At 63.2% G+C, this 21357-nt stretch carries 21 protein-coding genes and 1 pseudogene; 10 read left to right on the plus strand and 12 right to left on the minus strand.

The genetic code is table 11. The annotated features are described in order from the left end of the window. The first annotated feature begins 73 nt into the window (after positions 1-73). The 5 genes from J7I89_RS24190 to J7I89_RS24210 all read left to right on the plus strand — a co-directional run bounded on the left by J7I89_RS24190 (position 74) and on the right by J7I89_RS24210 (position 6225). Positions 74-1210, plus strand: coding sequence for a phosphotransferase (locus J7I89_RS24190; RefSeq protein WP_214975805.1), 1137 nt, complete (start codon positions 74-76; stop codon positions 1208-1210). Between the two features lie 30 nt (positions 1211-1240). Then, entirely contained in the window at positions 1241-2602 is a 1362-nt protein-coding gene (locus tag J7I89_RS24195; protein WP_214975808.1) for an aspartate aminotransferase family protein, read from the plus strand. A gap of 84 nt (positions 2603-2686) precedes the next feature. After that, a complete protein-coding gene (locus J7I89_RS24200; RefSeq protein WP_214975810.1) occupies positions 2687-3613 on the plus strand; it encodes an ABC transporter substrate-binding protein in 927 nt (308 codons plus the stop codon). A 201-nt stretch (positions 3614-3814) separates the two neighbouring features. Next, positions 3815-4966, plus strand: coding sequence for an ROK family transcriptional regulator (locus J7I89_RS24205; RefSeq protein WP_251045803.1), 1152 nt, complete (start codon positions 3815-3817; stop codon positions 4964-4966). A 137-nt stretch (positions 4967-5103) separates the two neighbouring features. After that, positions 5104-6225 carry a tartrate dehydrogenase gene (locus J7I89_RS24210; RefSeq protein WP_214975814.1) on the plus strand — a complete coding sequence of 374 codons (1122 nt, stop codon included), beginning with the start codon at positions 5104-5106 and terminating at the stop codon, positions 6223-6225. Positions 6226-6382: 157 nt separating this feature from the next. Here J7I89_RS24210 and J7I89_RS24215 read toward each other — a convergent pair whose 3' ends face one another. From J7I89_RS24215 to J7I89_RS24260, 11 genes and pseudogenes are all read right to left on the minus strand, one after another. Beyond that, positions 6383-6643 carry a hypothetical protein gene (locus J7I89_RS24215; protein WP_214975816.1) on the minus strand — a complete coding sequence of 87 codons (261 nt, stop codon included), beginning with the start codon at positions 6641-6643 and terminating at the stop codon, positions 6383-6385. Between the two features lie 218 nt (positions 6644-6861). Beyond that, positions 6862-7056: pseudogene (locus J7I89_RS26065) on the minus strand (universal stress protein); the annotation flags it as partial. Positions 7057-8405: 1349 nt separating this feature from the next. Continuing rightward, positions 8406-8807, minus strand: coding sequence for a cupin domain-containing protein (locus J7I89_RS24225; RefSeq protein ID WP_214975818.1), 402 nt, complete (start codon positions 8805-8807; stop codon positions 8406-8408). 10 nt (positions 8808-8817) lie between these two features. Continuing rightward, entirely contained in the window at positions 8818-9150 is a 333-nt protein-coding gene (locus tag J7I89_RS24230; protein ID WP_214975820.1) for a carboxymuconolactone decarboxylase family protein, read from the minus strand. Between the two features lie 44 nt (positions 9151-9194). Next, positions 9195-10775, minus strand: coding sequence for a Na+/H+ antiporter (locus J7I89_RS24235; protein ID WP_214975822.1), 1581 nt, complete (start codon positions 10773-10775; stop codon positions 9195-9197). A gap of 10 nt (positions 10776-10785) precedes the next feature. After that, positions 10786-11835 carry an aldo/keto reductase gene (locus J7I89_RS24240; protein WP_214975824.1) on the minus strand — a complete coding sequence of 350 codons (1050 nt, stop codon included), beginning with the start codon at positions 11833-11835 and terminating at the stop codon, positions 10786-10788. A gap of 35 nt (positions 11836-11870) precedes the next feature. Further along, positions 11871-12752: an aldo/keto reductase gene (locus tag J7I89_RS24245; protein WP_214975825.1), complete on the minus strand. Its 882-nt coding sequence runs from the start codon at positions 12750-12752 to the stop codon at positions 11871-11873. 18 nt (positions 12753-12770) lie between these two features. Further along, complete coding sequence (locus J7I89_RS24250; RefSeq protein ID WP_214975827.1) at positions 12771-13805, minus strand: zinc-dependent alcohol dehydrogenase family protein; 1035 nt, start codon at positions 13803-13805, stop codon at positions 12771-12773. A gap of 191 nt (positions 13806-13996) precedes the next feature. Continuing rightward, positions 13997-14992 (minus strand): aldo/keto reductase, encoded by a 996-nt coding sequence (locus tag J7I89_RS24255; RefSeq protein ID WP_214975830.1) that lies wholly within the window; start codon positions 14990-14992, stop codon positions 13997-13999. Positions 14993-15137: 145 nt separating this feature from the next. Next, positions 15138-15479, minus strand: coding sequence for a hypothetical protein (locus J7I89_RS25490; protein WP_251045805.1), 342 nt, complete (start codon positions 15477-15479; stop codon positions 15138-15140). Further along, positions 15434-16564 (minus strand): MFS transporter, encoded by a 1131-nt coding sequence (locus J7I89_RS24260; RefSeq protein ID WP_251045806.1) that lies wholly within the window; start codon positions 16562-16564, stop codon positions 15434-15436. Before J7I89_RS24260 ends, J7I89_RS25490 begins: the two co-directional genes overlap by 46 nt. 144 nt (positions 16565-16708) lie before the next feature. Between J7I89_RS24260 and J7I89_RS24265 the strand changes: the two genes are divergently transcribed. The 5 genes from J7I89_RS24265 (at position 16709) to J7I89_RS26070 (ending at position 20433) form a co-directional block, all read left to right on the plus strand. Further along, a complete protein-coding gene (locus J7I89_RS24265; RefSeq protein ID WP_308160029.1) occupies positions 16709-17539 on the plus strand; it encodes a helix-turn-helix transcriptional regulator in 831 nt (276 codons plus the stop codon). After that, the gene (locus J7I89_RS24270) at positions 17536-18318 is read left to right on the plus strand and encodes an SDR family oxidoreductase (RefSeq protein ID WP_214975832.1); all 783 of its coding nucleotides are present in this window, start codon (positions 17536-17538) and stop codon (positions 18316-18318) included. Before J7I89_RS24265 ends, J7I89_RS24270 begins: the two co-directional genes overlap by 4 nt. An 83-nt stretch (positions 18319-18401) precedes the next feature. Then, the gene (locus J7I89_RS24275) at positions 18402-18896 is read left to right on the plus strand and encodes a hypothetical protein (RefSeq protein WP_214975834.1); all 495 of its coding nucleotides are present in this window, start codon (positions 18402-18404) and stop codon (positions 18894-18896) included. Positions 18897-18968: 72 nt separating this feature from the next. Further along, on the plus strand, positions 18969-19244 hold the full coding sequence (locus J7I89_RS24280; RefSeq protein WP_214975837.1) for a hypothetical protein: 276 nt from the start codon (positions 18969-18971) through the stop codon (positions 19242-19244). A gap of 976 nt (positions 19245-20220) precedes the next feature. Next, the gene (locus tag J7I89_RS26070) at positions 20221-20433 is read left to right on the plus strand and encodes an alcohol dehydrogenase catalytic domain-containing protein (protein ID WP_374102046.1); all 213 of its coding nucleotides are present in this window, start codon (positions 20221-20223) and stop codon (positions 20431-20433) included. Between the two features lie 472 nt (positions 20434-20905). On the opposite strand, the gene J7I89_RS24290 is transcribed toward J7I89_RS26070, so the two are convergent. Then, on the minus strand, positions 20906-21357 hold a 452-nt coding region (locus J7I89_RS24290), incomplete at its 5' end, for an alpha/beta fold hydrolase (protein WP_214975841.1).

Here is a 21357-nt window from a genome sequence, read left to right on the forward strand (position 1 = left end):
TTCATCCGACCGCAACGGTTCAGCTCGCGACAGCCGACGTCCTGATTTTCTCCTTCGACTTTGAAAGGGTGAGATGAGTCCCTCTTTTGATCCCACCGCACTTGGTACCGGTCCGGCCCCGGCCATCGGGGCCGCCGACAGCGCCCAGGCAGCCTGGGGCAATAGCGACTCTGCTTTTATAGACGCCGTCGCATCAGAGAGTGGACTTCTGGCAGAGCAGTCCCAGCTCGCTGATTCGACTGTCTTGGAGCTCGTTGAGCAGTCCTACGGCCTGAAGGGGACGCTTGTCCGGATTCCCACGGAGAAGGACGAGACTTTCCGCCTCCGAGACGGCGAGGAAACCTATCTGGTGAAGTTATCCTCACCGGATGAGGATCCGGTGATCGTCCACCTTCAGACGGCATGCATGGAGCATTTGGAACGGACGGCCCCTGAACTTCCGGTCCAGCGTCTAGTCAGGAGCCTTGACGGAGATCCGCAAGTCCTCATCCCGGCGTCTGTTGGAGCCTTTGATCGCGTACTTCGGGTGATGCGGTTCATGCCTGGAGATTTGCTGGCCAATCACGAGGCGTCCGCTGGTCAGCTTCAGTTGGTGGGCTCAAGCCTTGCCCGCCTGGGCATTGCTTTACAGGACTTCGATCATCCTCGTGCCGAGCGTTTGCTCCTCTGGGACCTCAAGCACTTTCACCGGATGAGGCCGCTTCTTGACCACGTCGGTGAGAAGCAAAAACGCTCCCTGGCCGAAGATATTTTCGATCAGTTCGACGAGAAGGTGGTTCCACTTCTGGACACCCTTACCTCCCAGGTTGTCCACGGGGATTTCAGTCCGTTCAATGTCCTTGTCAACCCGGACAGCCCGGACTACGTGACCGGGATCATCGACTTCGGAGACGTCGTGCGAACCCCCGTGATCTTCGACATCAGCGTCACCATGGCCAACCTGCTGGGAGCAGACCCGTCCAGCCCTTGGAAACACGCACTGCACGCCATGAACGGATACCGGAAAATCCGCCCGCTGCCCGTTGAAGAGTTCGAAGCCCTGACTGCCTCGGCGCCGGCCCGCCTCCTCCTGCGGGCCCTGATCACCGAATGGCGGGCATCCCAACTACCCCAAAGACGCGACTATCTCCTCTCCCACTCACAACCGGACTGGGACCGGCTCGCCTCCACAGCGGCAGCCCCGACACCAAAACTAACCACTACACCCTGAACCCGTCCCCGCAAGCCTTCAAGGAGAACCATGGACAGCACTCCCCAAACCATCCGTAAGCCTTCCCGAGCCATGATCAATGGCTTTGACCCCAACCGCCTCGGTGAGCTCCCGGATCAGATGCAGAAGAACATCCGACGCCGGGACAAGAGCCTCGGACCCGGCTACCGGCTCTTCTACGACACCCCCCTGGAAATCGTCCGGGGCAAAGGCACCACACTGTTTGACCGCGAAGGAAACGAGTATCTCGACGTTTACAACAACGTCCCCTCGGTCGGTCACGCGCACCCGAAGGTTATTGCCGCTGTCCACGAGCAGATGCAGGTCCTGAACACCAACACCCGTTACGTCCAGGAATCGATCCTCGATTACTCCGAGCAGCTGCTCTCCACGTTCGCGGCCGAGCTTGGCCATGTCATGTTCACCTGCACCGGCTCTGAAGCCAACGACCTCGCCATGCGCGTGGCAAAATACGCCACCGGAAACCAGGGGATCATTGTCACCTCCGGCGCCTACCACGGACTGACAACCGAAGTAGCGTCATTCTCCCCGTCCCTGGGCATCGGTGTTCCGCTGGGCGCCAACGTGCGGGTCATCGACGCCCCGGACGCCCTGCGGTACTCCTCCGATCAAGAATCCCTGGAAGATCACCTGCGCAACCAGGTCCGTGCCGCCATCGCAGACCTGCACCGGCACGGTATCGGGCTGGCGGCCTTCATCGCCGACAGCATCTTCTCCTCCGACGGTGTCTTCGCCGGCCCCACGGGCTTCCTGCGCCCGATCATCGAAGAGGTACACGCCGTCGGCGGCCTGTACATCGCCGATGAAGTCCAGCCCGGCTTTGGCCGTACCGGTGCCCAATGGTGGGGCTTCCAACGCCACGGGATCGTCCCGGACATCGTGACCATCGGCAAACCCATGGGTAACGGGATCCCCGTCGCGGCAGCCATCTTCAAACCCGAACTACTCGTCGAGTTCGGCAAGAACATCCGCTACTTCAACACCTTCGGCGGAAACTCAGTAGCCATCGCCGCTGCCCAGGCCGTCCTGGACGTGGTCCGCGAGGAATCACTGATAGAAAACGCCTCCAAGGTCGGCGAAAAGATCATCAACGGGCTCAAAGACCTCAGCCAGGGCCTGGACCAGGTCGCAGAAGTACGCGGAAGCGGCTTCTTCATCGGCGTCGACCTCGTCACCGACCGGTCCACACTCACACCCAACGGGGAAGCCGCCGCCGCCATCGTCAATGCCCTCCGGGAGGACCGGATCCTGATCTCCGCCTGCGGCGCCCAGGGCAACGTCCTGAAACTCCGCCCCCCGCTGCCCTTCTCCAGTAACGACGCCGACCGCCTGCTCGAAGGAATGGCCCGCGCCTTCAAAACACTGCGCTAAGGCCAAATCGGCCCTGGAGTCTTACCAATCAAGCTCACTCATTCAGCCAATTACTTTAGCTGACACCCCATCAAAAGGAACACCATGAAAACCATCAAGAAGATCCAGACGGCGGCCGCAGGGCTCGCCGTAGTACTGGCGCTGAGCGGCTGTGGCGGCGCGGCCACGGGCTCTCAGGCCACTGACATCCCGAAGACGCAGAACACCCGGGACATCTCAGAGGGTGTCCAGCCGGACGCGGCCGCGGTGGCGCTGCTGCCCGAGTCGTACAAGGCCAAGGGTGAACTGACGGTCGCGATGGATCTGAGCTCCCCGCCGATGACGTTCCTCGCCGAGGACAACACAACCCCCATCGGCGTGAACCCGGACCTCGCCCGCCTGGTCGCCAAAAAGCTGGGATTGAAGCTGAAGTTCGAGAACACCGCGTTCGACACGATCATTCCCGGCATTGACGGCGGCCGCTACGACTTCACCGCCACCACCATGTCCGCCACGGAAGAGCGGCTGAAGGTCCTGGACATGATCGACTACCTTAAGGGCGGCTCGGCCGTGGCGGTAGCCAAGGGCAACCCGCTGAATCTGACCAACGACACACTCTGCGGCAAGAACATTGCCGTGACCAAGGGCTCCTCCCAGCAACTGAAGCACCTGCCGAACGTCTCGAAATGGACCTGCGAGGACAAGGGCCAGCCGGCCATCAACGCCATCACGCTGCCCAACGTCCAGGAGGCCCTGACGCAGCTGGATTCCAAGCGGATCGACGGCGTTTTCTACGACGCCAGTGCCCTTGCCTGGGCCAACGAGCAGCAGCCCGACCACTTCAACATCCTGTCACCGAGGATGGATACCCGCACGAACACCAACGTCGCCATAGGGCTGAAGAAAGGATCACCCCTGACACCGGCCCTGCAGAAAGCCATCCAGTCCGTACTGGAAACCCCCGAATACAAGAAGGCCCTGGACTACTGGGGCCTGGCAGAATCAGCCATCACCGAAGCCGCGATCCGCTAGTACCGGTGGGCGCGCCAATGCCCCAACTGACCGGTACGCCCCGGCAGTTTGTTGCCCTGCCGGGGCGTACTGTCCGTTGGCCGGAACCGGGCGATCGCCGTCGAACGTGCAAACTGAAGAAGACCACTAACCCCTGAATCAACGAAATCCGGGCACCCATCACGTCCCGGTTTTGGCCTGATATCTCATTAAGGTTGTGCTATGAGTAGCTACCCCACAGCACGTGACTACACTAAGGCTTCTGTCCTTGATGCGGTCCTTTCAGAGGCGCCCTTGACGCGTAACAGGCTGATCGAATTGACGCGTTTGAGCCAGCCGACGGTGTCTCGGAAGGTGGATGAGCTTCTTGTTGACGGATTCCTCGTGGAGCAGGGAGTCGATGCAGTTGTGCGCCGAGGCCGGCCCTCCACATATTTGGATGTCCCCGGCACGGCGGGGCACATTGTCGGTATCTCTTTCGGGACGCGAACCACGTGCGTCCTCGTAATTGACCTGAGAGGTCGCGAGATTGGGCACATAATTGTTCCCAGCCCCGAGGGCGGCGATGTCGGAGCCACTGCCGAGTGGCTGGTGGACTTGATCGTGGAGACCACTGATTCAGCAGAGGGGCCATTGCGCCAAATCGTTGCCGCGCTGCCCGGCCGCGTCCTGAATAGCACCAACTGGTCCGGGACACCAGAATCCGGGAAGATTTTCATTGATTCTCGTCTCCAGAATGCCATTGAAGAACGGTTGAAGGCTCCCGTGATCCTTGAGAGCGATGCCACCTCTTCCCTACGGGGGATCCTGAAGGATGATGCGAACATAGGAAATGCTGCTTTGTTCATGCTCAGTACGGTACTGAGCTTCGCCAGTTGTACCGATCATGAGATCGCCCAGGGGCGGACCCCCGCTTTCGGTGATCTGGGTGGTGTTCTCTTCTCCGGCGTTGGCAACGAGACCCTCGACGGCCTGTTGAGCACAACGGGTCTCCTCCAATTCGCCAAAGGGCGCGGACTGCAGCTGGAAGGCATCGAAGCCATCTGGTCCCAGCCGCAGGAAGCGGGGCCCCGAGCTGAAGTCGTGGAGGGGTTCACGACGGCGATCGTGACCGCAGTCGGTGCCGTTGCCGTCACGCTGGACCCAGAGTATCTCTATTTTGTGGGTCGCTTGAGTCCGCTCGTGGACGAAGTCCTCCCGGAGGCGCGCAGGCGACTGGCACAAAGCCTTCCCGTCATCCCGGAGATCAGGGTCGCCTCGCAGGTGATCGGACTATCAGTGGCCCGGGGAGCCGCGCATGCCGGACTGGCCCTGGCCCAGTCCCGACTACGGGAATCGATGCTGGAGGCCCGCAGCGAGGGCCAAAGCCTCTAGCATGCAGCACGTGGCCTTCAGGCCGCCACCCTCCGTCCAGCGTCCCTGAGCTGGCCTACCCAACAGCACCATCATCCATCTTGCCGAGCCCGCCATCCATGGCAGCAGCTGGCCGGCACCTCAGAACGGAGCGCATCATGAGTACACACAGAATCGCGGTGATTGCTGGCGATGGCATCGGCAAGGAAGTTGTCCCGGCGGCCATTGAATGCCTAGAACAAATCGCGCAAATTCATGCCCTGGACTTGAAGTTCACCTATTTTGATTGGGGCTCTGACTATTACGCCGAACACGGGCGCATGATGCCGGCGGACGGGGTGGAGCAGCTGGCGCAGCACGATGCGATCTTCCTGGGCGCGGTGGGTTCACCGGAAGTGCCGGACACGGAGTCGCTGTGGGGGCTTTTGATCCCGATCCGCCGGGAGTTCCAGCAGTACATCAACCTTCGTCCGGTGAGAACGCTCGACGGCGTGAGGTCACCGCTTGCGTCCAGGGAACCGATCGATATCCTCATCGTGCGTGAAAACAACGAGGGCGAGTACTCCGAGGTCGGCGGCCGCGCCTACCGCGGGCTGCCGCAGGAAACGGCAGTGCAGGAAACCATCTTTACCCGCCAGGGTGTGTCGCGGGCCGCGCACTACGCTGCTTCACTCGCCTCGTCCCGGAAGGGCAACCTGACCTCGGCAACCAAGAGCAACGGCATCATCCACACCATGCCGTTCTGGGACGAAGTGGTCGAAGAAACAGCCCGCCTCTACCCGGATGTAACCCTGACCAGCGAACTGGTGGACGCGTTGGCCGCCCACCTGGTCCTGAAGCCCTGGACGCTGGACGTCATTGTTGCCTCAAACCTCCTCGGCGACATTCTGTCCGACCTGGGAAGCTCCGTCAGCGGATCGATCGGCCTGGCCCCGAGCGCCAACCTGAACCCCGAAGGCGACTTCCCGTCCCTCTTCGAACCGGTTCACGGCTCGGCGCCGGATATCGCGGGCAAGGGCCTGGCCAACCCCGTGGGCCAGATATGGTCCGGAGCGATGATGCTCCAGCACCTCGGCCACCCCGAGGCTGCCGAGCACCTCCAGCTCGCCTTCGAGTCGGCGCTCCGGGAGGGCCTTGGCACCCGGGACGTCGGCGGCCCGTCCTCCACCTCCGAATTCACCGCCGCGGTCCTGGCCGCCATTGACGTCTATCACGCGCTGGATGCGATCGATGCGGATATGTCACGCGGGCCGGCGGTAGCACCGGCGTCGTCATCGTGACCCCCACGAGGGCACCTTCCGCCGGAGGAACGAGCCGCGCTGCCATCCCCGAGGCGATCACGGCGGCGCTGCCCCCGGAGGCACCCATGAAGTCGACAGGCTGCCCCCACAGCGCTAACTAATCTCAGACCGCTTTCGCCCACTGGGGACCGCGTTATCAATGTTTCTTTGTGCTGGGCTGGCGTCGGTAGACACGAAGTCCATCGCTGTGCAGGAACAATGCACGACCCTGGCCTTCGTCCTGCTGAAGCCAGAGGACGCTGCCGTCCATGGCGAGCATGTCGATGCGGCCTGAGGTTATGACTCGCCCGTGATAGTGGATTTCCACTTGGTCGGTGCGGGAGAGTGTGGACCAGTTGCGGATGGGTTCGGGCGTGGGGGAGCCAGGGGGTTTGGCCATGTGAGAGCGGCTGTTCATCTCGGTTGTCCTTGATCTAGGGCGGTTCGGGCGGATGGTTCTTCTGGGGTAGTTATGGGAGGAGGCAGGGTGATCTGGTGGTCACCCTGCCTCCTCCTGCGTGCTGCGCTGTCCTCGCGCCCGTCCGTCGGGCTACCTGTTGCGATGGAGTGCGGGAACGGCAGCACGCGCGCCGGACGATGCGTCCGGCAGTCTGGGCTGGCGGATAGCTTGTGGGGCCGGACGGCTAGCACCGGGCAGGTGGCGTCAAGCAGAATCCGCTGGACGATGCTGCCTAGGATGAGCTTGCCGACCATGGATCTGTGCCTTAGGCCTACGACGATCATCTCGACGTTTCGGTCCGGCGCAATCTGGATGACTGCGTCCCCTGGATCGGCCAGGATCGGGGATTCGATGGCCAGGGCGAGCCCGGCGGCTACAATCAGTGCCTTGGACTTCGATGGAACCAGGATGGCCACGAGGATATAGACCAGGACCGCGAATAGGCCATCACCGGCAGGGCCCGTCCACGCCGCATCGCTGAGCGTGCGAATGCTCAACCCGAGCACTACACTGATCAGCCCGGCGATACACAGCAAGGCCCGTCTGATTCTTGAACGACCCGGTTCGACTGAACAGCTCACAGCCGTAGTACCGCCGCTGTTCCCAGACAGATCATTGCCTAAGCCCTCATTGTCGAAGCTGCACGCTTCCCTCCCGGAGGCCGTCCCACGAGAATCTTCGCGTTCAGCCTAGCTCAGCGCTCTGTTGTGGTCGGCAAACCGGCTGATGGCGGGGGAGTCCGCCAGATCGGCGGGGCTGTTCGGTTTCTTCGGCTGCGGCTCCGGCTGCTCGGCCCCGGACGCGCAGGAGTGGGCCCATGCGTCTCACCATCCGGCCCTGCTAGAGAAGCCGACGCCGGATGGCAAAAAGAAGTGTGGACAATGTCCACACTTCTCGCTCCGGACTGGGCCGTATATCGGCCGGACTGGCTCGGATTGCTTATGTTTTCGCGAGTTCCCAGTGTTTGCAAGGGCTGGAATGCAGTTCGAGTCCCACCTCGGGCACGACAGATTCCCTAGTCAGAGGCGATTTTGCTTTGACGTGTTGACAAAGCTTGTGGGGGCGTCCCTCTGACGCTAGGTTGGCGGCTGTGGCCTGGCCGCCGCGGTGGCCTATTCAGGTGTGTGGGGTGGCGGGTTCGAGTCCCTGGCTGGTGGGCCTTCCGCCTGCTGTCATTGGGTTCTTGCGGTTCCTCGTTCCGGTTTTGGTCGGGTGGGCCGGGGTGGCCTACACCTATTCATGCGCCGGGGGAGTAGGAACGACATGACCGTGGCGAATGCGCTACAGGGAGTACCGGGAGGCCGATCGTAGGACCGCCCGCGTGAGCCGTGCGGCGCCATTGTTCTGCCAAAGAGGGTGTGGACAATGTCCACACTGTTGTGTGCTTTATTCGAGGGAGTGAGGACTTGAGTCCGATGTCTGGTTCGGCCATAAATCTTTCGATCACCGTGCCCGGAAAGTGGTTCCTGGAGTACAACCTGACTGCGATTTAGGGTGATTTGCGGTGTCAAATGCCAGTGTTTCGGCTCGCTACATGTCGCCCTCCGATGCCCTTCCGCGGGTGTAAGAGGCAGTCAGGCCAGCTCTCGCCTGCTGCCCGGTTGTCTCGAAACGGCTAGCGTTTCGAGACACAAGGGTTATGAGACGTTCCTTGAAGAGATGGGCTGTCCTCGTCAGGAGAACCGCCACCTTCTCTTGGTCCTTGAATCACGAGCTGCGGTTAGCCACCGTTGTACTCGTCGTCGGTGATGTGTTCGCCCCAAGTGGTGGTTTTGGAGGGGTCCTCGCCGTTTTGGAGCATGGCGATGTGTTCCATGAAGCAACCGGGGGCGGCGGCGTGCCAGTGCTCTTCGCCGGGCGGGGTGTAGAGCGTCTGGCCGGGGTGGACTTCGGTGATCTTTCCGTCCCGGGTGCCGAAGCGCCCAACACCTTGGGTGACGCGCAGGTACTGGCCGTGCTGGTGCGAGTGCCAGGCCGTGCGTGCTCCCGGTGCGAAGCGGACGGTCGCGACGACCATCGTCTGGTCATCCTCGTGGGGAAGGGCGATCGGGTCAAGCCACACGTCACCGGCAAACTGGGCCGGCGGGTTCTTTGTGGTCGGAAGGGTGGGTTCGATGTTCATCATTGCCTCCTTACTTCTTGTCAGCGAAGACTTGCTTGGCGACGCCCATTGCAGACATGCCCCTGGGCCAGCCGGCGTAGAGCATGACATGGGTGATGGCTTCGATGAGCTCATCCTGGGTCACACCATTGTCGAGGGCCCGGCCGAGATGGGAACCCAACTGCTCGGTGTTTCCGCCGGCGGTGAGTACAGCTACCGTGATGAGGCTGCGATCGCGGGCGCTCAGTTCGGGCCGGTTCCAGACGTCTTCAAAGAGCATGTCGTCGGTGAGCTCGGCCAGCTTCGGTGCGAAGTCGCCGAACATCTTTCGGCCGCCGCCGACCTGCTTTGGCTGGTCTGCCATGTTGATCCTTCTTTCGGTTGTGAACCGCTGGTTGCCTGTTGGCGTTAGTCGTATGTTTCGACGCCGGTGAGGCGTAGTTCTTCGATGTCGAGCCTGGTTTGGATTCGCCGTGCGACGGTGTCATCGACGGTGCCGGCGAGACGAAGCCCGAGGAGCACTTCACGCTTTTTGTCGAGCAGGGCGTGGCGGAGCGTTTGTTCTTCCTGGCGTGATTGCGTGGTGGCCTCCAAATCTGAACCACCTTTAAGCGCCTGGAGCACGGACAGATGGGATCGGTATTCGTCTGCGACGCGGTCATGGACCTCTGGGATGATCCCGAGTTTGTTCGAGAGGTCATCAACGGCTTGGACGGCGGCTGAGGAGATGGTCAGTTCGGCCAGGCGCAGTTCTTCCTCCTCGGGCTCATCCGGCAGCTTGGCCCAATGAACCACCGGGGGCAGCAGAGGTCCCTGCACAAGCATGGTCAGCACTATCACGCCGGCACTCATGAAGATGATGTCGTCGCGTCCGGGGAGCGGCTGGCCGTCATTCAATATCGGTGGCACGGACAGGGCGATCGCCAGGGACACTGCTCCGCGGAAACCTGCGAGGGAGCTGACGATGCGGGCACGGTAGGTCATTCTGCGCTTGCGCTGCGAAGGGCGCCGGTCCAGAAACCGGATGAGGGTGATGCTCACAGTCTGGAACACGAACCGGATCACGATGAGCGCGACCCACACGGCAACTGTTGACACCAGAAGCCGGCCCACGTTACGTGGCTCAATCTCGTGTACTGCGGCATGGACCTGAATGCCGATGAGAACGAACAGGGCTCCGTTGAGCAGGTAGGAGCCCAAGGGCCATGCGGACTCTGTCTGACGGCGGGATGCTGCCGTGCTGATCCGGCTGGATATGAAGGAGATGATCAGGCCGGCTACAACAACGGCAAGGACTCCTGAGGCGCGAACTGCTTCGGCGAGCAGGAAAGCTGCGAACGGGGTGATCAGCAGTGCGATGTTGGTGATGAGCGGGTCGCGTACCCGGGCTAGGAGCAGATAAGCCGCCCCGGCGACTATCACACCGGCTACGGCCCCTCCGGCGTAGGAGAGAGCGAACAACCCGGCAATATCGACCGGGGTGTAGTTGCCGCCCAGTGTCAGGCCCACGGCGATGGCGTACAACACCAGGGCGGTACCGTCGTTGGTCAGGCTTTCGGCCTTGAGCAGCATGAAGTTCCGGCGTGGAAGCATCCGCCCGAGGGCAGCGACGGCCGTCGCGTCCGGTGGCGCGAGGGCCGCCCCGAGGATAAGAGCCGTGTTCCATGGCAGGCCGAGAAGGTGCGCCACACCGGCAACTGCGAGAGCGGAGACTACTACTAACAGGGTGCTCATGATGACGATGCCGCGCAGGTCCCGGCGGATGGAGCGGAGCGAGGTGGTTAGGCTTTCCCAGAACAGCATGACGGGCAGGAAGATCAACAGCACCGTCTCCGGTGGAAGCTCGATCTGCCGCAGCTGCGGAACGAAGCCAAGGAGAAGGCCGAAAACCAACAGCAGCAAGGGGGCGGCAATGCGGAGCCGTGGAGCCAACACGGCGCCCGCGAGCACAGTCACGCCCAGCAGTACAACGGTCTCCAGGCCCTCCATCAGGTCCTCCTCACTTTTCTTGTCGTCCGATGCAGCACACCGACACCCGCCGTGCCTGTGCGGTGAGTTCGTTTGCGCCGTAGCTGTTGTCGTCGGGGTTAACGGTGACACCTGGGGCTACGAGTTTGTCGATCCTGTCCAGCACATCTGCGGACAAGTTGACCTGGGCGGCCGGGAGGTAAGACTCCAGCTGCTCCATGGTGCGCGGGCCCACGATCGCGGACGTGACGCCGGGGTGGTTGATCACGAACGCGATCGCCAAGTCGATCAGCGTCATCCCTGCTTGTTCGGCGAGCTGGGCAAGTTCTTCGACGATGTCGAGCTTTCGCTGATTGGCCGGGCTTGTCATGTCGAAGCGTGCGCCGGGGCGGGCACTTGACGTGGGTGCCGACGCTGAGTCCTTGCGCCAGCGCCCGGAGAGCCAGCCACCGCTGAGCGGGCTGTACGTGAGGATGCCCATGCCGTGCCGTTGCGCCGCGGGAAGGATGTCTTCCTCAATGCCGCGGACCAGGATCGAGTAGGGCGGCTGCTCGGTTACGAACCGCTCCAGGTTCCGCTCCCTCGACATCCACTGGGCTTCGACGATCTGTGATCCCGAGTAAGACGAGGAACCGATGTAGCGCACCTTGCCCTGGCGAACCAGGTCGGTGAGCGCGCCGAGGGTTTCCTCGACGTCAGTGTCCGGGCTGGGCCGGTGGACCTGGTAGAGGTCGATGTAGTCGGTGTTCAGCCGACGAAGCGAATTTTCCACCTCCCGGATGATCCACCGGCGGGAGCTGCCACGCTGGTTGGGGTCATCCTGGTCCATGGGCATGAAGAACTTGGTGGCGAGGAAGACGTCATCACGCCTGCCCTCCAGCGCCTGCCCGACGATCTCCTCAGATACCCCGCCGGAGTAGACGTCCGCGGTGTCGACGAAATTGATCCCTGCATCAAGGGCACCGTGGATGATGCGGATGCTGTCAGCGCGGTCCTCGTTACCCCAAGGGCCGAACATCATCGCACCGAGGCACAGGGGACTGACTTTGACTCCGGTGCGGCCAAGCGAGCGGTATTCCATGCTGGTTCCTTGTCTCAGGTCTGGTTCTGCCGTGATTAGGCTTCGGGGATGACCATGGCGAAACGCTCAATGCGGGCCTCGTCGGGGTCCGGTCCGTTGCGCACCCCGGCGTCAAGGGCATCGATGGCGGCAAGTTCGTCTGCGCTGAGCTCGAAGTCGAAGACGTCGAAGTTCTCCGCGATACGGGCCGGGTTGGTCGATTTCGGGATAGCTGAGCGGCCCTGCTGCAGGTGCCACCGCAGCATGACCTGCGCCGGGGTCTTGCCGCGGGTTTGCCCGACGGCGGCGATTGCGGGGTCTTCCATCACGTTCCGGCGGTTCTCGCCCCACCCGGGGTAGAAGGTGATGCCGCCGATCGGTGACCAGGCCTGGGTGAGGATGCCGTGTTCGGCGTCGGCTGCCTGGACGTCCGGCTGCGTGAAGTAGGGGTGCAGCTCCACCTGGTTCACGGCCGGGATGATGTCGGTCGCGGCGAGCAGTTGCTTGAGGTGGTGGGGCATGAAGTTGCTGACGCCGATGGCCCGCACGCGCCCGTCGGCGAGCAGGGTCTCCAGCGCCTTGTATGCGGCGATGGTCTTCTCGAACCGGTCCGGGGCGGGCTGGTGCAGGATGAGCAGATCCAGGTAGTCGACCCCGAGCTTGCCGGTCGCCTTGTCCCAGGCGTGGAGCGTCTGGTCGTAGCCGTAGTCGCTGACCCAGACCTTGGTCTCGATGAACACGTCCGAACGATCGAGGCCCGAGTTGCGGATTCCCGCGCCAACTTCGCGTTCGTTGCCGTAGGCGGCGGCGGTGTCGATGTGCCGGTAGCCGGCAGCCAGGGCGGCCTCGACCGCGGCCGTTGTTTCTTCCGGTGGGCTTTGGAAGACGCCGAGCCCGAGGGCGGGCATGATGACGCCGTTGTTGAGTGTGATGTCCATAAGGTTCAAGTCCTTTCGTTAGGGGCGGACAAGCACTTTGAGTGCTTCGCGGTCGGCCATTGCCTGGTAGCCGGCCGGGACGTCGTCCAGGCCGATGGTGCGGTCGAAGACCTTGCCCGGTTCGATGGTGCCGTCGAGCACGAGGGGCAGCAGCTCCTCGATGTACGCTCTGGCCGGTGCGACGCCGCCGGTGAGCGTGATGTTGCGCATGAACTCAGCGAACCCGAGCGGGACGTCGGAGAACTGCGGCGCGCCGACGCGGCTGATCACACCGCCGTCGCGGACGACGCCGATCGCCATCTCGATCGCTGGCTTGAGGCCCACGGCTTCGAGCACGGCGTGCGTTCCGTCGCCGTTGGTGAGTGCCCTGACCTTGGCAATGCCTTCCTCGCCGCGCTCGGCCACCACGTCGGTGGCGCCGAATTCACGGCCGAGCTCGGTGCGGGCCTCGTGCCGGCCCATGAGGATGATGCGCGAGGCGCCCATGAGCTTGGCGGAGAGAACCGCTGAGAGGCCAACAGCGCCGTCACCGATCACGGTCACGGTCTGGCCGGGCTCGATGCCGGCCTTTTTGGCGGCGTGGTATCCGGTGGACATGACATCGGAGAGGCTCAGCAGCGATGGGATCAGGTTCTCATCGAAGGCCGCCGGCACCACGACAAGGGTGCCTGCTGCCTGCGGGACCCGGGCGAATTCGCCCTGGCCGCCGTCGTCGTGGCCGCCCCAGTGCGCGCCGTGGCGGCAGGAGGTCTGCAGTCCTTCCTTGCAAAAATCGCAGGTGCCGTCGGAGGCCACGAAGGGCGGCGCGATGACAAAGTCACCCACGGACAGGCCAGTCACCTCGGAGCCCAGTTCTTCGACGATGCCTACGAACTCGTGGCCCATCCGGGCGCCTTCGGAGGTTTCCGGCTTGGAGCCGTAGGGCCACAGATCGCTGCCGCAGATGCAGCCGGCGACGATGCGCACGATCGCGTCGGTAGGCTCCTGGATGGTGGGGTTGGGAACGGTTTCGACGCGCACGTCTCCTGCGCCGTACATCAGTGTTGCTCGCATGGTTGGGACTTCCTTAGTGGTTGATAGCCGGCTTCCAGTCAACACCCGGCACGGACCGCCTGGGAGTGCATGTCAGTACCCCCATGAAGTGCAGGTGTGTTGGTTCAGCGGGCGGTTTCGGTGAGAGTCGGGGCTGGCCAATCATCGGCGCCCGTGGGCGGCACCGATGATTGGCCAGCAGGTTCGTGTGGTTAGCAGTCGCGGTCGATGGCGGCGTCCAGCCCTGCCGAAAGCGGTGCGCCGACAAGGTCGAGAGCGGCGAGGGCTTCGTCGATCCGCTGCAGATCGGATGCGGTGAGTTCGAGGTCGGCCGCGGGCAGGTTGTCGTCCAAATGGGTCAGGCGGGTGCCGCCGGGGATCGGAACTACCCACGGTTTCTGGGCCAGGAGCCAGGCCAGTGCCAGTTGCGCCGGGGAGGCGCCTTTTTCGGCTCCGAAATTCTTGAGGAAGTCGACGAGGGCGAAGTTCGCCTCAAGTGCCTCAGGCGTGAAACGCGGGAAGTCCGCCCGGAGATCATTAGGGTTGTCGAACTTCATGTCCCGGGTGATGCCACCGGTGAGGAATCCCTGTCCGAGCGGACCCCAGGCGACCAGCCCGATCCCCAGCTCTTCGCAGACCCCGAACTTCTTGGTTTCCGGTTTGCGCATCCACAGTGAGTAATGGTCCTGGATTACGGCGACTGGCTGGACGGCGTGGGCACGACGGATGCTTGTCTCGCTCGCCTCGGACAGGCCAAAGTGGCGTACCTTGCCCTCAGCGATGAGCTCCTTGACGGTGCCTGCGACGTCCTCCATCGGGACGCTGGGGTCAACCCGGTGCTGGTACAGCACGTCGATGTGATCGGTGCGCAGCCGGCGCAGCGACGCCTCAACCACGTCCCGAATGTGCCCGGGGCGGCTGTTGAGTCCGACCGTTTCCCCGTCGGCGTTGATGTCAAACCCAAACTTCGTGGCCACCAGAACCTCGTCCCGGATCGGCTGCAGCGCTTCGCCGACCAGCTCTTCGTTGACGTAGGGGCCGTAGCCCTCGGCAGTGTCGAACAAGGTGACGCCGCGTTCGGCGGCGGACCGGATGACCGCAAGGGCTTCGGTCCGGTCGGTAGCGGGGCCAAGGCCAAAGCTCAGCCCCATGCAACCGAGGCCGATGGCCGACGTCTCAAGGCCGTCGCCGAGCTTACGTGTTTTCATCGCATTTTTCCTTTGTGTTGTTGAACGCTTGGGTTGAGGGGAATGAAGAGCTTGCCCTTCAGTAGGCAGAGAAAGTAGATACGTGTTGTTGCCCGGGGAGCCTCAGGGGACCGGGTCTCAGACAGTTCAGCGGGCCGGCTCAGCCTCACGGTGCGGGCACGGTCGACCTTGTTTTTCCGGCTCTCCGGCCCGCGAGGTCTGCGGGCAGGATAAGGGCCGCTGTGATGACCAGGGCCAGGAGAAGGAGGACGCTGCCCGTGGTGAGCGCGGCGGTGACCTGCGCGGCGAGGTGCTCCGCAGCAGGGCCTCCGGTGGGGACAGTGGCGGCGGCCGCGACCGCGATACCGAGCCCCAGGCAGGTACCAACCTGGTGGAACGTGTTCACCAGGCCCGAAGCCGCACCGGCATCGGCCGCAGGGGCACCAATGATGCCAAATGAGGTCAGCGGCGCGAAGGCAAACCCCTGGCCGGCGCCAATGAAGACCATCGGCAGGGCGACTCCCGTCCAGTAGCTAGAGTCGACACCGGCGCGGCTGAGCCAAAACACAGGATGCCGGCCAGCAGAGCAACCGAGCCCGGCATCCGCCTGACCAACGGCGGAATGCTCATCGCGACGGCGAAGTTCACGGCGGTCATGGGCAGGAACCCGAGACCGGCCTGCAGCGGATTGAAGCCAAGGACTTCCTGCATGAACTGGGTGGTGAAGAAGAAGAACCCGATCATCGCACCGAGGTAGAGGAAACGTGCCACATAGGCGCCAGTGCGGCGGCGGCTCGCGAACAGCCGCAACGGCATGATCGGCTGCGCCGCCTTGCGTTCGATCACCACGAACACGACCAGGAGTACGACACCAGCGCCCACAGCCGTAACGGTGACCGGCGAGGTCCAGCCCGCTTCAGCGGTATTGATGATCCCAAATACCAGTGCACCCACGCCGAGGGTCGCGCTAAGCGCCCCGAACACGTCGAAACGGCCGCTGGCACGTCCGCTTTCCGGGAGGAACCGGGGAGCAAGCGCGATCATCGCCGCGCCGATGGGTACGTTGACGAAGAACCCGGCGCGCCAGGAAATCCAGTGCGCCAGTGCGCCGCCGATGACCAGGCCGAGGCTGGCACCAATCCCTGCGGTCGCGCCGTAGAGGGACACCGCCCGGGTGCGCTCACGGCCTTCAGGGAAGCTCGCCATCAGCAGTGACAGGGACGCGGGGGCCACGATCGCAGCCCCGATACCCTGCACGGCGCGGCCGGCGATCGCCCACCAGCCCGCCGGGGCCAGCCCGATTAGCAGTGACGCGAGTGAGAACACCACCAGCCCGAACACGAAGACGCGCCGCCGCCCGAGCAGGTCACCGGCCCTCGCGCCAAGGAGCAGCAGTCCGCCGAAGACCAGGGTGTAGGCATCCTGGACCCAGGAGAGCTCACTGGTGCTCAGCTGCAGGTCCGCCTGCAGGTTGGGCAGCGCGGTGAAGATGACCGAGTTGTCCAGCAGGATCATGAAGTAGCTGGCGAGGATGATCGCCAGGATCGCTCCCGGGTGCGGGGTGGTGGTGGGTGCCGGTTTCATGTTTTCCATGCAACCGTGGATTCTTAGGGTCCGGGAGTCACTGTCGTTCCGGGTAATGACAGTCCCTCCCTCCGCCCAGGACGGCGGCGTAGCGTGGCTGCCATGACACACAGCGACGACGTGCGGTAGTTCCTCAGCTCCCGCCGTGCAAGGATCACGCCCGAGGAAGCCGGGCTTCCGGCCTATGGCGGCAACCGCCGCGTCACCGGCCTGCGCCGCGAGGAAGTTGCCATGCTCGCCGGCATGAGCATCGATTACTACATCCGCCTTGAGCGCGGAAACCTCTCCGGCGCCTCCGACAGTGTCCTCGAAGCCCTCGCCCGCGCCTTGAAACTTGACGACGCCGAAACTGCCCACCTTTTCGACCTGGCCCGCGCCGCGACCTCTTCCCCCCGGGTCCGGCGCAAGCGCAGCCCGCACACAGTCCGCCCCAGCGTGCAGCGCGTCATCGATGCCATCACGACGGCGCCGGCCTGGGTACGCAACGACCGCGGGGATGTCCTCGCCGCCAACGAACTGGGTCGGGCACTATATCTGGACATGATGAAAGAGGGGATCGCTCCGCCGAACAGCGCCCGGTTCACCTTCCTGAACCCCAAAGCACGCGAATTCTTCATCGACTGGGAGCGGGCCGCTGACGACGTCGTCGCTGTCCTGCGGTCCGCCGCCGGGAAAAACCCCTACGACAAAGACCTCACCGACCTGGTCGGTGAACTCTCGACCCGCAGCGAAGAGTTCCGCACCCGGTGGGCCCGCCACGATGTGAAGTACCACCGCGCCGGCCGCAAGCACCTGCACCACCCGATCGTCGGCGACCTGGACCTGAGCTACGAGGCAATGGAACTTCCCGCCGACCCGGGACTGCGCATCAACGTGTACACGGCCGACCCCAACACACCCTCAGAGGACGCACTGAAAGTCCTCGCCAGCTGGGCCGCCACCCAGCGCGAAACAACAGAAGCCTCAGTCAAGGAGAAACGATGACAAACCGTCCGTCAACGGTATTGATTGCCGGCGCCACCGGCAGCATCGGCCGCTACGCCACGGCCGAAGCGCTGCGGCAGGGCTACACCGTGCGTGCCCTCGTCCGCGACAAGGCCCGCGCCGCCAAAATCCTCCCCGACGACGTCGAACTCGTCGTCGGGGACCTGACCCGCCCCAAAACCCTTGGTCCCGCCGTCGACGGCGTCGAGGCGATCGTCTTCACCCACGGATCCACCACCAGTGAACGGGACGTCCGGGATAACGACTACGCCGGCGTCGCCAACGTCCTCAAAGCCCTGGGTGGCAGACGGGTACATATCGCGCTCATGACCGCTATCGGGACCACCCGCCCGGGAGTCGCCTACGCTACCTGGAAGCTGCGCAGCGAACGGCTCGTCCGGGCCAGCGGCAACCCCTACACAATCGTGCGGCCCGGCTGGTTCGACTACAACCAACCCGACCAGCGCACCATCGTCATGCTCCAAGGCGACAAACGACAGGCCGGCTCACCCGCCGACGGCGTCATCGCCCGCGACCAGATCGCCCGCGTACTCATCGACAGCCCCCACATCGACGCCGCCAACCACAAAACACTCGAACTCATCGCTGACCACGGACCCGAACAAGACGACCTCGCCCCCGTCTTCGCTGCACTTACGCCAGACTCACGCGAGTCCCTTGACGCGGCCGAAGACAGCGTGGACCTGCCGGTCACCAATGAGCCCGAAACGTTCCGCCATGACCTCGCTGCAATCACAGCAGGAAACCACAAAGTTTGATGGTTGGAGTCCGATCTTCGACCGAAATCAAAAGAACCCGGATAGCACCCCGCACACGACTTGCCGCAGGTACCGGCACGACTATGGCCGTTGGGCTGGCCCTCGCCGGCTGCAGCGGGAGCAACGTCCCGGTGAACAACGCAGACCAGATCGCACCATCGGCGGCGGTCTCCGATTCATCTGCAATACCGGCGGCCGTGCAGTATCGGGACGGGTCCTACACCGCACGTGGAGTGTACGGGAGCCTCCCCTCTCATCAAGACGTCACCCTCACACTGGACCGCGGCGCCGTCACCACGATCGAGATCACAACCCCGGCCCAGGATCAGACCTCGCTGGGATACCAGCAACGGTTCGCCGCCGCGCTGCCCAACGCAGTCATCGGCCGGAACATCGACGAGCTCAACATCGACCGACTCGCCGGATCCAGCGGATGCTCAGAAGGATTCATGAAAGCGCTAGAAAGATTAAAAGAGACGCTGAAATATGACCAGCCAATCGGCGTCCCGGCAGTGCATGCAGCGGCAGACGGCCGCCGAATACACCCCGTGACCTTGGCCTCCTATCCTGCTTCATAGGAATATCAAGGCCCACAGCCACCTTGTTCTAAACGGGCTCCCACCATCGGGTGCCCAGTGAGAGGACCTCTTTTGCCTACTGCCTTCATCCCGTTCACCATGTGCGCCACGGTCCGCGAGACCCATGTGCGTTCATTCCGCACAGACTTAGAACGCCTCACCTCCAGCCACCGCAGTTGGGCGCCGTTGGACGTCGTCAAGTCCACCCACACCACGGCTTTCCTCCGGGGAGCGATTCCGCAAAGCCATCACACCAGCACCGACGCGAGTCTTGCCCGCTACCTTCAAGACCGCCTTGTCGCCGACAAGGGCATCTACCTGGATCTCACCGTCAGCATCCAGCGGTAACGAAACGCGGGCAGCCTCGGACCCTGCGGGCCGAATAGCGATCACCCCGCCAGACAATCAGATCCTTCCAGAAAGCATGCACCGCCAGTCTCGCAACTCTTGGGAAACGAGACGCCTCATCGAGCGAATAGACGTCTAACCTGCACGGTCGCTGATTTTCTACGGAATCTTGCACGCGCGATGGCAAGGGCGATTCTCGTAACTATGTCTCATAACTTCGTAGCCAAAATTTGGAACTCATCCTTGGTTATGAGACAGGTGAGCGGCCGTCGGCTCGAGTTGATTAGTGCGAGGCCGGAAGCAAACACACTTCTTAGTTCGGCAGCCTAGCGTCTTGAAAAACAACAGCTTTCCAAGACACCGCAGCCCTGCTCGGGTGAGTCGCTCGGGCTGGCGGAGAAGCAGGCCTTCCTATTTATGGGAGACGCGTCTCGGGTCAAAAAGTCTCGCCTATGGGTGCATCCTGGACTTTGCGAGTCAGAATGGCTGTAGAAGTAACGGCACTACACCCCTGTCTGTATGTCCGGTCGAGCTGCAGATGAGCAGAGGGACGGGATGGTCCTCCACCCATACAGAAATGCGGCGCCGCAGCCAACGGTCGTCCAATGAAGCTGACGACGTGGGCAATGCCGACACCCTGCTCTTGCGTCCAGTAAATCATTCGGCATTGCAATCTGGCGGAAGCGCATACCACGGTTGAAACTGGACACGTTCAATGGTTGCGGAATCGGGAGTGACTGCTTGAGCGTCCAAATGAGAGTATGACGGGGACCTCCCAATCGAGGTCCGATTCGAATCGGCCATTGAGCTCCTGAGTCGAATCAGCGGGGTGTGCAGTCCACTCTACGAAGCAGTAGAACTCGGCGCCGACTACGTCAACCAAAGCCCTTAGAAAGCGAAGCACCGCACCTAAAGACGTGCAGGTGCGGGAGCACTCCAAGCCCGACCCGGCTCCCGGAGAGCTCCTTAGCAGACACTGGCCTCCGGCCTCTGCGGCAGCGATGTGCATGCATGGCGTCAGGACACGGGCTACGAATGGGTGCGCTGTCGGTCACACTGGGGTCATGAAGCGGTCGGCGTCGTCGTAGGTACCGGAGCGGGAATCACCAGCCAGTGGATCGGCCAACGCATTGTGCCCATCGCCATCGCCATCGACGGCTGCGGATGTCAGTCGTATCACGCGCCCTGACAAACAAACCGCGCCCCACCGTTGTCGGCCGGCCCGCAGCGGTGACAGGCCCGTAGCTTCAGTGGATCGGGCTACGAGATTGTTAACGTGAACAGCGGCAAGTGCCTGGCTCCCGAGGGGGGAGTACCTCTCCTGCACCACTCCTGTCGCAGTCTAGGCCGAAACGGTTCTGTCCTATCGCGCCGTCGTGAACCGCTGTAGTGGAGAACTCCGGAAATGCCGAGACCATCCCCTTCGATCAGCCGGGTCACGGTCCCGGCGTTACGCTAGCGGGCGGACCGACATGCGACCACGCCTTCCTCCATGATCCGGCCGCTCCAACGTGCCATGCCAGCGATGCGACATCCGGTCTCGCCTCCTGCATGGTTACTGGTGGCGGAGAAGAAGCGCCTGACCGGGCCATGCTCTGGACGCCGGCACGACGGCTGTCGCTGCGGCACCTTCGCACGGCCCGGCTCGTTTGGGCCGAGGCTCAGTCGGTCAGGAACACCAGCACCTCACGGACGAACTCGTCGAGGTGCTGGAACAGGAACGCGTGCCCGGCGTCGCTGTAGAGGACGAGTTTTGCGTTGGGCAGCTCCTGTACCGCCGCGTAGGAACCGAAGGCGTCGATCATGACGTCGTGCGCCCCTCCGGCATACAGCACCGGGGCGGTGATGGTCGCCAGGTCGCGCGCGACGTCGTCCCAGGGCGCGGCCAGCGTCGCTGTGATGGCCTCGAGCTGACCCATCGCGGCATCCTGGGTGACCTGCGGGGCGCCCTCGGGCATCTCGGCTTGGATGCGTGCGAAGTGGTCCAGGCCCCTGGTGCGGGCTTCGTCGGTCTCGGGGTAGAACAGGTACAGAAGGTCCTCGAGGCCCGATCCGGGCTTCGTCATGATGGTGGCGACCCGTTCCGGCATCGCCGGCATGCCGGGCGCGGTGC

The sequence above is a fragment of the Arthrobacter sp. ISL-5 genome (genome assembly GCF_018613835.1).
In the GTDB taxonomy this organism is placed as follows: Bacteria; Actinomycetota; Actinomycetes; order Actinomycetales; family Micrococcaceae; genus Arthrobacter.

Bases quoted from the DNA above. Each gene is read 5' to 3' on its own strand.
- J7I89_RS24190 (WP_214975805.1), top strand. From the start codon at position 74: ATGAGTCCCTCTTTTGATCCCACCGCACTTGGTACCGGTCCGGCCCCG.
- J7I89_RS24195 (WP_214975808.1), top strand. From the start codon at position 1,241: ATGGACAGCACTCCCCAAACCATCCGTAAGCCTTCCCGAGCCATGATC.
- J7I89_RS24200 (WP_214975810.1), top strand. From the start codon at position 2,687: ATGAAAACCATCAAGAAGATCCAGACGGCGGCCGCAGGGCTCGCCGTA.
- J7I89_RS24205 (WP_251045803.1), top strand. From the start codon at position 3,815: ATGAGTAGCTACCCCACAGCACGTGACTACACTAAGGCTTCTGTCCTT.
- J7I89_RS24210 (WP_214975814.1), top strand. From the start codon at position 5,104: ATGAGTACACACAGAATCGCGGTGATTGCTGGCGATGGCATCGGCAAG.
- J7I89_RS24215 (WP_214975816.1), bottom strand. From the start codon at position 6,643: ATGAACAGCCGCTCTCACATGGCCAAACCCCCTGGCTCCCCCACGCCC.
- J7I89_RS24225 (WP_214975818.1), bottom strand. From the start codon at position 8,807: ATGAACATCGAACCCACCCTTCCGACCACAAAGAACCCGCCGGCCCAG.
- J7I89_RS24230 (WP_214975820.1), bottom strand. From the start codon at position 9,150: ATGGCAGACCAGCCAAAGCAGGTCGGCGGCGGCCGAAAGATGTTCGGC.
- J7I89_RS24235 (WP_214975822.1), bottom strand. From the start codon at position 10,775: ATGGAGGGCCTGGAGACCGTTGTACTGCTGGGCGTGACTGTGCTCGCG.
- J7I89_RS24240 (WP_214975824.1), bottom strand. From the start codon at position 11,835: ATGGAATACCGCTCGCTTGGCCGCACCGGAGTCAAAGTCAGTCCCCTG.
- J7I89_RS24245 (WP_214975825.1), bottom strand. From the start codon at position 12,752: ATGGACATCACACTCAACAACGGCGTCATCATGCCCGCCCTCGGGCTC.
- J7I89_RS24250 (WP_214975827.1), bottom strand. From the start codon at position 13,805: ATGCGAGCAACACTGATGTACGGCGCAGGAGACGTGCGCGTCGAAACC.
- J7I89_RS24255 (WP_214975830.1), bottom strand. From the start codon at position 14,992: ATGAAAACACGTAAGCTCGGCGACGGCCTTGAGACGTCGGCCATCGGC.
- J7I89_RS25490 (WP_251045805.1), bottom strand. From the start codon at position 15,479: ATGGTCTTCATTGGCGCCGGCCAGGGGTTTGCCTTCGCGCCGCTGACC.
- J7I89_RS24260 (WP_251045806.1), bottom strand. From the start codon at position 16,564: ATGGAAAACATGAAACCGGCACCCACCACCACCCCGCACCCGGGAGCG.
- J7I89_RS24270 (WP_214975832.1), top strand. From the start codon at position 17,536: ATGACAAACCGTCCGTCAACGGTATTGATTGCCGGCGCCACCGGCAGC.
- J7I89_RS24275 (WP_214975834.1), top strand. From the start codon at position 18,402: ATGGCCGTTGGGCTGGCCCTCGCCGGCTGCAGCGGGAGCAACGTCCCG.